Genomic DNA, 13713 nt, shown 5'->3' with positions numbered 1-13713 from the left:
GTGGGTACGAGGGGGAGTGCATGACAGCCGGGGGACATTTCGTGCCGCCACCGCCAGGGCCGGGGCCACCGCCGGGGCCGGGGCCGTACGGACCGCTGCCGGGGCCTTCGGGCCGCGCCCCGGCGCCGTTTGGGCCGTACGTGCAGATCGCGGTCCGGCGCCGGACGCTGTGGGTGGGCCCGGCGGCCGTCCCGCTGCACAACATCACCCGGGTCGAGGCGTCCATGGTCAGACCCGCCCTGACCCGGACCTGGGGCCAGCGTCTGATGTGGAAGACCGCTGCCGTCTCGGGTGCGGTGGTCCTGGCGTTGCGCGCCGCCGGAGCCGACGAACTCTCGCTCGCCCCCCTGGCCGTGACCGCCGTGCTCCTGTTCGTCCTGCTCAGGTCCGGACAGGTGCGGCCCGTCCTGGCCGTGGAGACGGCAGGCGGCTCCTGCGTGGCCGTGACGCTGCCGAACCTGGAACAGCTGGCGGAGATCGCCCGGCAGATCGTCCACGCGATCGACCACCCGGAGGCCGAGTTCACACGCTTTGTGTACCAGTACACCTACAACGGCCCGGTCTTCAACCAGCACGGCAGGACGAACACGGGGATCAGACAGTGACCGAACCGACGCACCGGACGACCTACAACGGCCCGGTCTTCAACCAGCACGGCGAAACGAACATAGGGATCAACCACGGCGGCGTCGGCCGCGCCCCGGACGCGGAACTGCGCGCCGCTGTCGGCCAGTTGGCCACCGCGCTCCTCGCCGTCGCCGCCCACCTCACCCCGGCGCAGAGTCGCACGGTCGAGGAGGTCCGGCCGGTGCTCGTGACGGACCGGGCCGCGATGACCGCGAACCGCCCGGCCCTGGAGCGGCTCGGGCGGGTCGCGGCCGCGGTCGGCCCGCTGGCCGAGCCCATGGCCGCCGCGCTGGCCCGGCTGCTGGCGCTGCTGGGGTAGGCGGTCGCGGTCAGAACGTCTCGACGTACTCCTGCGGCGGGCCCAGTTCCGGCCGGTCGCGCAGTTCGACGGCCTCCCCGAACCGTTCCAGCTCCAGCACGGTGACGGTGTTGCGGCCCGGTGCCAGCAGCGGCGCGGGCACGTACAGCGTGGTCTGCGGACCGGTGTGCCAGTAGCGGCCCAGCAGGGTGCCGTTGATCCAGGCGAAGCCCTTGCCGAAGCCGGGCAGCGCCAGGAAGGTGTCGGCGGGTTCGGGCGCGGTGAAGTGCGCGGTGGCGAAACCGGCCCGGCCGTCCGGCGGGGCGGAGGCAGGGGCCCGGCGGACGTCCCGCGGGGTCCACTCGTCCAGCGGGAGCCCGTGCATCCGCCAGGTGTGGACCAGGCGCCGGCCGACGCGGACGCCGCCGAGGATGCCCTTGCCCTGGCCGAGGAGCGGGCCGTAGTTGATACGCCCCTGGTTCTCCACGAGCAGGTCGAGCCGGACCGGCCCGCCGGTGCCTTCGACGGTGAGGGCGGAGGTCTCCCCGTCGAGGATCCCGGCCGGTGCTCCGTCGAGGAAGACCTGGGCGCGGTCGTGCAGGCCGTGCACGCCCAGCTCGTGGCGCCCGGCCGGGATGCGCGGGGCGGCCCGGTAGAGCACCAGGCCCGAGGGCTGCTCCAGCTCCTCGAAGCTCAGCGGGGACGGGGAGGCGACCGCGGGCCGGGCCATGGCGGTCAGGCCGTCCAGCAGTCCGGCGCCGCGCTCCGTCCGCAGTACGCGGGGCGGGAGCAGCGGGACACCGGCGGGCGGGGGAGGGGCCTCGGCGCCGGTCAGGGCCAGCAGCCGGTCGCGTATCGCGAAGAACTTCGGCGTCGGGGCGCCGTGCTCGGCGATCGGGGCGTCGCTGTCGTAGCTGGTCACCGTCGGCTGGAGGCGGACCCCGTCGTGGTTGGCTCCCGAGGTCAGGCCGAAGTTGGTGCCGCCGTGCGCCATGTAGAAGCTCACCGAGCCGCCGCCGTCCAGGATGCCGGACAGCGTCTGCGCGGCGCTGTGCGGGGAACGGACGTGGTGCTGCTCGCCCCAGTGGTCGAACCAGCCGCTCCAGAACTCCGCGCACACGAAGGGCTCGCCGGGCCGCCTCCGGCGCAGCGCGGCCGCCGCGTCCGCGGGCTTCGACCCGAAGGTGGCGGCGGCCAGCACGCCCGGCAGCATCCCGGCGTCGAGCATGAGGTCGGTCGGGCCGTCGGCGGTGTAGAGCAGCTCGGTGATCCCGCGCCCGGTCAGCGCGTCCCGCAGCCACTCCAGGTGGGCGGTGTCGTCGCCGTAGCTGCCGTACTCGTTCTCCACCTGCACCGCGACGACCGGCCCGCCGCGTCCGGCCTGGGCGGCGGCGATCCGCGGGATCAGCTCGTCGAACCAGCCCGCCACGGCGTCCTGGTAGGGGCGGTGCGAGGTGCGCGGGCGCATCCCGGGCGTGCCGGTGAGCCACGCGGGCAGGCCGCCGTTGTCCCACTCGGCGCAGATGTACGGGCCGGGGCGGACGACGGCGTCGAGACCCGCCTCCCGCGCCAGCTCCAGGAAGCGCCCGATGTCCTGCCACCCGTCGAAACGCGGCCGCCCGCGCCGCGGCTGGTGGAAGTTCCAGGCGACGTACGTGTCCACGGTGTTGAGGCCCATGGCGGCCAGGCGCGCCAGCCGGTCGGCCCACTGCTCCGGGTGGACCCGGAAGTAGTGCAGGGATCCGGCGAGGATCCGGTGCGGACGGCCCTCCCGCAGCAGTTCGCTGGCCCGCCACGACAGCGCCGGTTCGGCGCCTGCGGGCGGCTGCCGGGGGACGGCGGAGGCGGCAACGGGTTCCGCGGCGGGGGAGGGCCCGTCCCGCAGCTCGTCCGGGCGGACGACCATGCCGCGGAACGCTATCGATATCGCGTCGTTGCCCGATGACCCCACGGACCACTCCTTCTCGATGCCTGCCGGCCCTCTGCGTCGGGCTCCGCCAGGTGCGGCCCCTACTGTGGCACGGGATGTTATCGATGCCAATCTCATCCCACGTGCGGTACGGGCCTTCGCCCGCGTACACGGGCCACACCCGCGGATGGGAGCGGTAGCATGGCGCGACGCAGGGGCGAAGGGGCGCACATGGTGAGGGAGCCGGACGGCGGCGGCGGAACCCGGCCGCCGGGGATGACCGACGTCGCCAGGGTCGCGGGCGTCTCCGCCCAGACGGTGTCCCGGGCACTGGGCGGGCATCCGAACGTCCAGGCGGCGACGCGCGCCCGGGTCCTGGCCGCCGCCGAGCAGCTCGGCTACCGCAAGAACAACGCCGCCCGGGTGCTGTCCTCCGGGCGCAGCCGCACGATCGGGCTGGTCACCCTGGAGACCGGCTTCCATTCGCGGGCCGCTTTCCTGGCGGGCGCCGAACGCGCCGCGCACGAGGCGGGCTACTCGGTGAACACCGCCACCACCGCCTCGCTCGACACCTCCGCGATCGAGGCCGCGCTGCTGCGGCTTGCCGAGCAGCACGTGGAGGGCATCGTCCTGGCGGTGCCGCTGATCCACGTGAGCCCGCGGATCGAGCACCTGACGGCCGTGGTGCCCACCCTCACCATCGACGGTTCGCGCACGGCGGCCACCGAGGTCGTCGCCGTGGACCAGGGGCGGGTGGCCGAGCTGGCGGTCGGTCATCTGCTCGACCTCGGCCACGAGACGGTCTGGCATGTGGCCGGACCCCGGCAGTGGCTCGACGCGGCCAGCCGCACGGCCGCTTGGCGCGCGGTGCTGGAGGCCGAGGGCCGGGCGGTGCCGCCGCAGCTGGACGGCGACTGGTCCGCGGCCTCCGGCTACCGGTGCGGCCTGGTCCTGGGCAAGATCCCGGACGTCACCGCCGTGTTCGTCGCGGGCGACGAGATGGCCTTCGGGGTCGTCCGGGCCCTGCACGAGCTGGGCCGGCGCGTGCCGGACGACATCTCGGTGGTCGGCGTCGACGACATCCCGCTCGCCGAGTTCTGCTCGCCGTCCCTGACCACCGTGGCCCAGCCGTTCGCGTCCATGGGCGCCCTCGCGATCAGCCATCTGCTGCGGCTGGTCAGCGACCCGGCGGCGGTGCGGGAGCGCGCCAGGGTGGAGCCGGAACTGCGGGTGCGCGCCAGCACCGCCCCGCCGCCCGCGCGCTGAACTGCCCCGCACCCGCGGCCGGGTGCCGGTGCACAGCACCTTGGCATCGATAACATCCTCTGCCATGCTTCGGCCTGAAAGGCCGTCGGACGGGTGTACCCCCGTGGTGGCGCGAGCCTCCGGCCGCCCTTGCCGTCCGCGGTGTTCCACCTGGTACGCCAGGTCACGCCCCCCGTGCGAGCGGCACAGATGTGCCCCGCACCCCGCGATGTCGGGCATGGCATCGATAACCCCGACGGGAGGAACGCCGGCCCGACCGCATCGACGCGCCCCCCACCTTCGAGGAGTCCCCGTGCGACGCACCTGGAGAACGCTCCTGACCGTCCTGACCACCGCCCTGGCCGCGGCCGTGCCCTCCGTGGCCGCCGCCCGGCAGACCGGCGCATCCGCCGCCCCGCCCCCGTACACCGTCACCGTGGGCGCCCTCGGGTCCTGGACGCACCCGGACGACACCCCGGCGGCCGGTTACCTCGACAAGGACGGCACCTTCCACTTCCAGCAGGCCCACTCCCTCTACGGCTCCACCCAGGGCCGGTCCTGGACCTTCTACTCCGGCACCGACTTCGACGCGGCCACCCGGGACCCCGTCAGCGACGCCGGCACCAACCCCGACACGACCGCGCTGTGCAACAACAGCCCGACGGGCGTCGAGGCCACCGACCCCCCGGCAGGCTCGGGCTACTCGCAGCGCAACTTCTGCGACCTGGCGGGCGTGTGGGTCGATCCCGACACCGGCGACTGGTACGGCCTGGTGCACAACGAGTTCACCCCGCAGCCCTTCGGCGACGGCCTGCACTACGACGCCGTCGACTGGGCGCTGTCCACCGACCGGGGCCGCAGCTGGACGATCGAGGGCCACGCCATCACCTCGCCGTACAGCACCCGGCGCGGTGACACCGCGGCCTTCCCGCAGCAGACCTACTACTACGGCGACGGCGACCAGCGGCTCTACGTCGATGCCGCGTCCGGCTACTTCTACGTGTATTACGGCTCGCGCGTGGTCGACAAGAACGGCGGGTGGAAGGCCTTCTACGAGCACGTGGCACGCGCGCCGATCGCGGGGAAGATGGCCACCGGCACCTGGCAGAAGTGGTACGACGGCCACTGGACGGAACCCGGCGTCGGCGGCCGGGAGAGCACCATGGTGCCGGTGGCCTCGCCCGGCGACACCGGCTACACCCCGCCCGCCGAGGAGTACCGCCCGGACACGCCCGGCACCACCAGCCAGCAGATCGCGGCCGGCACCGCCCCGCCGACCTCGCCGCTGTTCGTCATGGACATCACCTACGACGCCTACCTGGGCCTCTACATCGGCGAGCCGCAGGCCGTCGACCAGTCGGGCAACGCCCCGCAGCAGTTCTACGCCACCGACAACCTCGCGACCCAGAAGTGGACGCTGCTCGGCGACTCGGGCTCCTACCGCACCGCCTCCTGGTACCGCTGGTTCCTCGACAGCGCCACCAGGACGGGCACGGCCGTCGTCGGCAAGGACTTCCGCTCCTACTGCTCCTTCGGCTGCTCGGGCGGCGCCTCCGGGCAGTACGTCAACCTGACGATCGACGCGGCCGCCCCCGCCGCGTCGCCCTTCGACCCGGCGACGGCCTACCGCATCACCAGCGGCGCGGGCGGTGTGCTCGCCCAGGGCGCCGGCACGTCCGCCACCGTCTCGCTGCCCCCAGGTGCCCAGTCCCCGGCGGGCACCTGGTTCTTCGGCGCCGACGGCGACGGCTCGTACCGCGTCACCAACGCGGCGACGGGACAACTGCTCGGCGTCCCCGCCACCCCGTCCGGGGGCCGGGCCTGGGGCAGCGCGCCCGTCGTGACACCGGCACCGGCGGGCGGGCCGACCACCGCCCAGCAGTGGTTCGTCCTCCCCGGCACATCGCCCGGCGACGGCGCGCCCACCGGCACCTACCGGCTCGTCAACCGCTACAGCGGCCTGGTGATCGGGCTGTCCGCGCCCGGCGGGCGGCAGCCGGAGACCACCCCGGTACGCGCCTGGAGCGACACCGGCGGCAGCCCCGTCGGCGGCGGCCGTACCGCCGCGGAGCAGACGCTGACCGTCACCGCGGCAGGCACCGCGCCCGCCCCGCTGGACGGCACCCGCACCCTCACCACGGGCGGGAAGGCGCTCGACGCTCCCGACCACAGCACCACCGCGGGCACCCAGCTCACGGCGTGGACCGCCAACGGCGGCGCGAACCAGAAGTGGACCCTCACCCGGCAGTCCGACGGCTCCTACGAACTGGCGAGCGCCGAGTCCGGCCTGTGCGCGGACGTCGACGGCGCCTCGGCCGCGGCGGGCGCGAAGGTGATCCAGTGGCCGTGCACCGGCCGGGCCAACCAGCACTGGAGGGCCACCGCCGGGGCGGACGGCACGTACACCCTGGCCTCCGTCGGCAGCGGCCTCCTGCTGACGGCGGCGTCGAAGGCCAACGGCGCCCTGATCACCCAGCAGCCGGACGGGAACTCCCCGCTGCAACGGTGGACGGTCCGCTGACCGGTCCTCACTGTCGGCGGTGGTCCCCTTCGCGGGCGGGCCGCAGCGAGCGTCCTCGCTGCGGCCCGCCCGCGCGACCGGTCAATGACGCTTTCTTTCACGCATCTTGTACGACGAGAAGACTTCCTTCACTCTTGGCGTGGACCGCATCCGGGCGCACCCCCGTCCCGGCCGCCGCACGCTCACCACCCGGAGGACGACATGGCAGATACCGGCCGTCCCGGTCGCCCCTTCTCCCGCCGCACCGTTCTGGCGGCCGGCACCGGAGCCGCCGCCGCGGGCCTGGGCGGCATGTTCCGCCCGGCCGGGGCCGCCGCGCCGACCCCGCAGCAGCAGGCCGGGCAGCGGGTCGTCTTCTCGTACTCCGGCACGACCGTCCCGCAGAGCCTGCTCATGCAGATCAGCGCGGGCCAGGCGGCCGGTGTGATCTTCTTCGGCGACAACATCGGCAGCCTCGCCCAGATCACGGCGGCCGTCCAGCAGATACGGCAGGCCAACGCGAGCAGCCCGTCCCCCGCGCCGCTGCTCCTGATGACCGACCAGGAAGGCGGTCAGATACGGCGGCTGCCCGGCGCGCCGGTGCAGTCCGCCCGGCAGATCGGTGCCTCCGCCGACCCGGCGGCCGCAGCGGCGAGCGCCGGCACGGGCGCGGGCAACCTGCTGCGCAGCGTCGGCATGAACGTCAACCTGGCCCCGGTGCTGGACGTCTACCGGACGGCCGGGGACTTCGACGACCAGTACCAGCGCTCCTACAGCACCGATCCGGAGGTGGTCGCGGTCTGCGGACGGGAGTTCGTCACGGCCCAGCGCGCCACCGGAGTCGCCGCCGCCGCCAAGCACTTCCCCGGCCTGGGCTCGGCGAGCGCCGCGCAGAACACCGACCTGCGGGCCGTCACCCTGCCGGTCACGCTCTCCCAGTTGCGGCACATCGACGAGATCCCGTACACCGCGGCGCTCGCCGCGGGCGCCGACCTGGTGATGGTGTCCTGGGCCGTCTACCCGCAGCTCGACGCGGCGCGTCCCGCGGGGCTGTCCCCGACCGTGGTGCAGAGCGAACTGCGCGACCGCTTCACCTTCACCGGGGTCACCGTCACCGACGCGATCGGCGCGGGCGCGCTGAGCGGCCTCGGTACCCCGGCGCAGAACGCGGTCACCGCCGCGGCGGCGGGCATGGACCTCGTCCTCGACGCGTCCGGTGACGTCGCGCAGGGCCAGGCGATCGTCTCCGCCCTGGCCGCCGCACTCCAGAACGGCACGCTGGGCGCGGCCGACTTCGATGCCGCGGTCGGCAGGATCGGCGCACTGCGCGCCCGGCTGTTCTGACGCGCCCTCCAGGCCCGGCAGACAGATGTGCGGCGGCGATCCGGCTCACGGGAAAGGTGCGCCCGGCCGTCCAGGGGGGGGAGGGACGACCGGGCGCCACCGGGCGGCAGCGCCGCCGGTCCCCGAGGGGACATCGGCACCCTGGGGGGCCAACAGGTCGCGTGCCCCGGTTCGGCGCCCTCACACCCGGTGTTCCGCGGCGCCCCGGTTCGGCTGACTCCCGCACCCCCACGGTTTCGCGCGCCCGTTCGAGGGCAGGCGGCCATGCGTCTCGGGAGGTCGAATGCCGAAATTCGAGGACGAGAGCCGTGATCCGTCGACGGGGCAGCTGCCCATTGTCGACTACAACCATCTGGCGGGCCGGACGGCGGAGAGTTTCTTCCCCGGTTTGGGCCCGGCGGAGCTGACCGACCTGCTCCGGTACGAGAAAGCGCACCGAAATCGCCTTCCCGTCATCCGCCAACTGGTCGCGCGGCTGAGGAATTACCGCCACAAGGGGGTGGTGTAGCCCCGACCGCGCGCCGGGCGGAACGGCAATGTGGTGAGGGCGTTCCCCGCCGGGGAACGCCCTCACCACATTGCCGGTGTCCCGCTACCAGCGATACCACCGGCCCCGTCCGCCGCTGGAGTGGGTGCCCCGCATGACGAATCCCAGCAGCCACAGCACAAGGACGACGACCGCTATCCACCACAGGAGATGGAGTGCGAATCCGGCGCCGAACAGAAGCAGTGCGAGAAGAAGAACGACGAGCAACGGTCCCATGGTTATCAACCTCCAACCGGCGTATTCCCCTGGTCCCGTCATGTATTCCCGTCATGTATGCCGCAGGAGTTCCCCACCGGGTGGGCGAACGGAAAGGCGCCGCCGGAAAGGAGACGCCGCCCGTACAACGCGCGTACGGGCGGCGGGTGGTGCGTTCTGCGGGGGCCGGGCCCGTAGGGCCGCGGGCGCGTGTCACAGCAGGCGCGCGGCCATCAGTGCGACGTCGTCCTGGCCGTCCGGCGGGAAGCGGGTGAGCAGCAGCTCGCAGATGTCCTCGGCGTCCTGCGGGGCGCCGCTCAGCACGTCGGCCATCCGCTCCATCGCCTCGTCCAGGTCGCCGTCGCGCCGCTCCAGCAGGCCGTCGGTGACCATGACCAGCTGGGTGCCGGGGCGGACGGGGAGGCGCACCGCCGGCGGATGGGACAACCCCAGCCCGAGCATGGGCCCGTGCTCGTGCACGAAGTACGCCTTCTCCCCGGGGTTGCGGACCGCCAGGGGCAGATGTCCGGCGTTGGCCACCTGGACGGCCCGCCCGGACTCCTCCACCAGCGCCACGCACAGCGTCGCGCCCATGGGGGAGTCGACCTGCTCCAGCAACCGGTCCAGATGCGACAGGACGACGTCGGGACCGTGGCCCTCCAGGGCGTAGGCGCGCAGGGCGTGCCGGATCTCCCCCATCACCACGGCGGCGTCCAGCGAGTGGCCCGCGACGTCGCCCACGGCCAGCAGCAGGCCGCCGGAGACCGGCAGCGCCTCGTAGAAGTCGCCGCCGATCTCGGCGGTCTGGCTGGCCGGCAGGTAGCGCACGGCCAGTTCGGCGAGCGGCGAGGTGGGCAGCGAGGCGGGCAGGAAGGTGCGTTGCAGGGTCAGCGCCAGGGCGTGCTCCTCCCGGTAGGAGCGCAGCGCCTCCAGGGACAGCGCGCAGGCGTGCGCCAGCTGCGTCAGCACCTCGTGGTCGTCGTCGCCGAGCGCGTCCTGCGGCAGGACGACGCCCGCCGTCGAACCGGTGCCCTTGACCCGCGCCGATGCCACGGCGAGGGCCCGGGTACCGCCGGTCAGCGGGTCGGTGCCCGCCAGCCGGCCCGCCGGCACCATCTCCAGCCGCACACCGGCATCCGCCCGGGACTGCAGGCGCAGCACCTCGCGGGCGAACCGCTCCGGCGCCTCCGAGGCCACGGCCGGAGCCTCGCCGTCCTTCGTGCCAATCACCTGCAGCAGGCCGTCCTCGGCGGTGCGGACCACCACCAGGGCGTCGGTGCCGAACATCCGCTGCGCACCGCGGGCGGCCCGGGTGGCGAGGTCGGCGACGTCGTCGGCATGGTAGAAGTCGAGCGTGACGCTGTTGAGCAGGCTGAGCCGGCCGGCGAGCGTCTCGGCCCGCTGCCGCGCCCGCGCGTAGCGCAGCACGGCCGCCACGGTGGCCAGCAGCTCGTTGGCGGCGACGGGCTCGGTGAGGTAGGCGTCGGCGCCGCGGTTGAGGCCCTGGGCGCGGTCGGTGACGCTGATGGCCGAGGCCGACACATGGATGACCGGCAACCCCGCCGTCCTGGGGTCGGCCTTGACGATCTCGCAGACCTCGAAGCCGGTCATGTCGGGCAGCCGCACGTCGATCACCGCGAGCTCCGGCAGATCCGTGGAGTCGCGCAGCAGTTCGAGGGCGCCGGCGCCGTCCTCGGCCTCCACCACCTCGTGCCCGGCGCGGCGCAGGTAGGCGCCCAGCACGTACCGGTTGGTCGGGTTGTCGTCGACGAGCAGCACCGTCGCGCCGGCGGCGTCGTCGGCGGGGGAGGCGGTCACCGCGGCGCCCTCCCGTCGTCGGCGGGGCGGTGCGCGAGCACCGGGGCGAGCACGTCCGCGAGCCGCGTCGCGGACAGGTGGGTCTTGCCCAGCACGGCCTGCGCGTGCACCAGACGGGAGTTCTCCAGGCCCGAGGGGTCGTTCGTGGTCAGGACGATCACCGGGACGTCGCTCAGGGCGGGGTCCGCGGCCAGCCGCTCCAGCAGCTGGTAGCCGTCGGGCGGCGGCATCGTCAGGTCGAGCAGGACCGCGTCGGGGCGCCGGTGCCGTATCACCGCGACCGCCTCGGAGCTGTCGCCGACCTCGACCACCTCCCGGGACAGCTCGGCGAGGACCGGCCGCACGCTGGCGCGGAAGGCGGGGTCGTCGTCGACGACGACCAGGAGGTCCAGGTGGACATGAGCCGCCGCCGGGCCGCCGGACGGCGCCGCGGGCCGCGGGCCCGCGGGGATCTCGACGACCACCCGGGTCCCCTCGCCGGGGGTGCTGTGGAGCATCATCCGGCCGCCGAGCAGCTCGGTGAGCCGGCGCGCGTACGGCAGCCCGAGCCCGGTGCCCGAGTGCGCCCGCTGATGCGGGCCACGGACCTGGTAGAACTCCTCGAACACCCGCACCTGCTCCTCGGCCGGTATGCCGATACCGGTGTCGGTGACGGTCAGGACGCACCACGGCCGCCCCTCCCGCCCGACCCGCTCCACCCGCAGGGCGACCTCGCCCGCCACGGTGAACTTCAGGCTGTTGGACAGGACGTTGCGCAGGATGCGGGTCAGCATCACCTCGTCGGTGAGGACCGGCTCCTGCGGGGCGTCCTCGGGGAAGACCAGGGACACCCCGGGCCCGGCGGTCCCGTGCAGCGTGCCGCGCATCTGGTGGAGCAGCAGCCGCAGGTCCACCGGCACCAGCTCGGGTTCCAGCCGCCCCGACTCGGCCTTCGCCACGTCGAGCAGCTCCTCGACCAGGGCCAGCATCGTGCTGCCCGAGGAGGCGATCATCTGGACCTGCTGGGCCTGCTCGTCGGTGAGCGGGTCAGCGCCGGGCGAGAGCAGCAGCCGGGACAGTCCGAGGACGCCGTTGACCGGGGAGCGCAGCTCGTGGCTCACGTTCGCCCAGAAGCGGGTCTTGGCCTCGTTGAGCAGGCTGAGCTGCCGCGTCTTCTCCTCCAGCTCGGCATACAGGGCCACCACACCGCTGTTGGTGGCCTCCAGCTCGCTGGACAGCTCCGCGTACAGCGCCATGACGCCGCTGTTGGTCTCCTCCAGCTCCTGGTTGAGCCGCTGGAGCTCCTCCTGGTGGGCGCGGGCCTGCTGAAGTGCCGCGAGCAGATCGTGGTTCTGGTTCCGCAGCTCCTCGGCCACGCTCACGCCGCCCAGCCCCATCAGCTCCTTGCGCAGTCCGGCAGCCAGCTCGGCGAGAGGCTGAGTCGTCACTCCGAGCGGCTGCCCGAGAATCACCCGCGGAAACGGGTCCTCGTGCCATTCGCAGCTGTGCAGCAGCCGCCGCGCCGCGTCGAGCGCGCCGTCCGGCGGCCGCACCGTGTCCGACCAGCTGAGGACGGCCGTGACCAGCGGCGGGTCGGCGTCGACCAGCACGAGCCGGCCGGTCAGCCCGGGTACGCCCAGCAGGCCGCGGCCCACCTCGCCCACCACGGTGGCCAGCCGCACGGTCTCGGCCTCCGTCAGGCCCAGCCGGCGGCAGGCCTCCTGCACGTCCCGGCGCAGGGCCAGCATCTCCCGGTCGCTGGCGACGGCCGTCGAGAGCAGGACGAGGGGGGATTCGCCGGGGTCCGCCGCGGCCGATGTCACGACGGCACCTTGACCACCACGACGCCGGCGTCGTCGCGCCGGGTGCCCGCCTGCCACAGCAGCTGGGCGGCGACGACCGCCGGTGCGTGCGAGACGAGCCCGGGGAACTGGACCGGCTGCCACCGGCTGTTGAGCCCGTCGGAGTGCAGCACCAGGACCTGGCCGGGGGGCAGGGCGGCGCTGAACGTCTGCAGCCGGGGGAAGTTGTGCCCGACGATGCCGGGCACCGACATCAGCAGCTGGCGGGACTCCGCCCCCAGCACGCACGCCGCGATGTTCCCCACCCCGCACAGGGACACCGTGCGGGCCACCGGGTCCACCCGCGCCACCGCGACCGCGGCGCCCCGGGTGCCCCTGAGGCCCGTGTGGATGTCGGTGAGGAGCGCGGCCGGGTCCGACGCCCGGCTGTTGCGGAACGCCGTCCGCGCCTCGTCGGCCGCCCGCGCCGCGAGCGGGCCGTGGCCCAGCCCGTCGCACATCATCACCAGCAGGTGCGGCGCGCCCGTGGCGTCCCGTTCCTGCCGTACGGCCCAGGTGTCGCCGCACTGCGTCTCGCCGCCGATGGGACGCGCCAGCCCGCTGAAGGAAACGGCGGGGCCCGGTTCCGCGGCGTCGGCCGGCGGCGCGGTGAAGCGGGCGTACAGACACGTACCGCGGCCCGGCAGGGTGTGGAGGGCGAACTCGTCCGCGAGCCGCCGGATCGCGCCGAGCCCGACACCCAGCGTGCCGGTGGTGGAGGAGCCGTCCCGCAGTGCCGCGCCGATGTCGGCTATGCCCGGTCCGCTGTCCAGGGCCAGCAGCTCGACGGCGGCCCCGTCGCCGAAGGCGGTGATGCGCAGGGCCAGCGCCCCGTCGTCCGCGTGCTTCTGGAGGTTGGTGGCCGCCTCGGTCACGGCGAGCGCGAGGTCGGCGGCGCGGCCTTCGGTGAGCCCCGCCCGGTGGGCGAGTCCGGCGGCCTCGCGCCGTCCGGCGGAGGCCAGCCCCTGGTCGACCCGCAGCCACAGCACTTCGCCCGCCTCGGCGGGCGACATGGCGTTCACCGTGCCCACTTGACTACCACGACGCGGGTGCCCTTGCCGGGTTCCGAGACGAGCTCGAACTCGTCCGCGAGGCGGCGCGCGCCGCTCAGGCCCAGGCCCATGCCCTTGCCCGACGACCAGCCGTCCGTCAGGGCCAGGTCCATGTCGGCGATACCCGGCCCCTCGTCGTGGAACGCCACCCTCACCCCGCGCTTGAGGCCCCTGCTGACGATGCTCACCCGCATGCTCCCGCCACCGCCGTAGGTCAGGGTGTTGCGCGCCAGCTCGCTCGCCGCGGTGACCAGCTTCGTCTGGTCGACGAGCGAGAGCCGGGCCTGCTGGGCGAGGGCCCGGACGGTCTGCCGGGCCTTGACCACGTCGGCGTTGGCGACGATGGGGGACTCTTCTG

At 74.0% G+C, this 13713-nt stretch carries 12 protein-coding genes; 6 read left to right on the top strand and 6 right to left on the bottom strand.

Annotated elements, in window-relative coordinates:
* Nucleotides 1–140: 140 nt before the first annotated feature.
* On the top strand, nt 141–605 hold the full coding sequence (locus tag ACWERV_RS27040) for a DUF6232 family protein (RefSeq protein ID WP_452937711.1): 465 nt from the start codon (nt 141–143) through the stop codon (nt 603–605).
* Complete coding sequence (locus ACWERV_RS27035; RefSeq protein WP_452937708.1) at nt 602–946, top strand: hypothetical protein; 345 nt, start codon at nt 602–604, stop codon at nt 944–946. The genes ACWERV_RS27040 and ACWERV_RS27035 overlap by 4 nt, the downstream gene beginning before the upstream one ends.
* Nucleotides 947–956: 10 nt before the next feature.
* Here ACWERV_RS27035 and ACWERV_RS27030 read toward each other — a convergent pair whose 3' ends face one another.
* The gene (locus ACWERV_RS27030) at nt 957–2876 is read right to left on the bottom strand and encodes a glycoside hydrolase family 35 protein (protein ID WP_452937705.1); all 1920 of its coding nucleotides are present in this window, start codon (nt 2874–2876) and stop codon (nt 957–959) included.
* A 189-nt stretch (nt 2877–3065) separates the two neighbouring features.
* Here ACWERV_RS27030 and ACWERV_RS27025 point away from each other — a divergent pair, with 189 nt between their 5' ends.
* From ACWERV_RS27025 to ACWERV_RS27010, 4 genes are all read left to right on the top strand, one after another.
* Nucleotides 3066–4100, top strand: coding sequence for a LacI family DNA-binding transcriptional regulator (locus tag ACWERV_RS27025; protein ID WP_452937703.1), 1035 nt, complete (start codon nt 3066–3068; stop codon nt 4098–4100).
* A gap of 292 nt (nt 4101–4392) precedes the next feature.
* On the top strand, nt 4393–6600 hold the full coding sequence (locus ACWERV_RS27020; RefSeq protein WP_452937701.1) for an RICIN domain-containing protein: 2208 nt from the start codon (nt 4393–4395) through the stop codon (nt 6598–6600).
* A 201-nt stretch (nt 6601–6801) separates the two neighbouring features.
* Nucleotides 6802–7923 (top strand): glycoside hydrolase family 3 N-terminal domain-containing protein, encoded by a 1122-nt coding sequence (locus ACWERV_RS27015; protein WP_452937699.1) that lies wholly within the window; start codon nt 6802–6804, stop codon nt 7921–7923.
* 283 nt (nt 7924–8206) lie between these two features.
* Entirely contained in the window at nt 8207–8431 is a 225-nt protein-coding gene (locus ACWERV_RS27010; protein ID WP_452937696.1) for a hypothetical protein, read from the top strand.
* An 84-nt stretch (nt 8432–8515) separates the two neighbouring features.
* On the opposite strand, the gene ACWERV_RS27005 is transcribed toward ACWERV_RS27010, so the two are convergent.
* From ACWERV_RS27005 to ACWERV_RS26985, 5 genes are all read right to left on the bottom strand, one after another.
* Nucleotides 8516–8686 carry a DUF5670 family protein gene (locus ACWERV_RS27005; protein WP_031516930.1) on the bottom strand — a complete coding sequence of 57 codons (171 nt, stop codon included), beginning with the start codon at nt 8684–8686 and terminating at the stop codon, nt 8516–8518.
* Nucleotides 8687–8878: 192 nt separating this feature from the next.
* Nucleotides 8879–10483 (bottom strand): SpoIIE family protein phosphatase, encoded by a 1605-nt coding sequence (locus tag ACWERV_RS27000; protein WP_452937693.1) that lies wholly within the window; start codon nt 10481–10483, stop codon nt 8879–8881.
* Nucleotides 10480–12285 carry an ATP-binding protein gene (locus ACWERV_RS26995; protein ID WP_452937691.1) on the bottom strand — a complete coding sequence of 602 codons (1806 nt, stop codon included), beginning with the start codon at nt 12283–12285 and terminating at the stop codon, nt 10480–10482. The genes ACWERV_RS27000 and ACWERV_RS26995 overlap by 4 nt, the downstream gene beginning before the upstream one ends.
* Nucleotides 12282–13334, bottom strand: coding sequence for an ATP-binding protein (locus tag ACWERV_RS26990; RefSeq protein WP_452937688.1), 1053 nt, complete (start codon nt 13332–13334; stop codon nt 12282–12284). Before ACWERV_RS26990 ends, ACWERV_RS26995 begins: the two co-directional genes overlap by 4 nt.
* Nucleotides 13322–13699 carry an anti-sigma regulatory factor gene (locus ACWERV_RS26985; RefSeq protein ID WP_452937761.1) on the bottom strand — a complete coding sequence of 126 codons (378 nt, stop codon included), beginning with the start codon at nt 13697–13699 and terminating at the stop codon, nt 13322–13324. The genes ACWERV_RS26990 and ACWERV_RS26985 overlap by 13 nt, the downstream gene beginning before the upstream one ends.
* Nucleotides 13700–13713: the final 14 nt, after the last annotated feature.

This window comes from Streptomyces sp. NPDC004031 (assembly GCF_053604375.1).
Note: the sequence above shows the minus strand (reverse complement) of the source record. Positions and strands in the feature narration are given on the sequence as shown.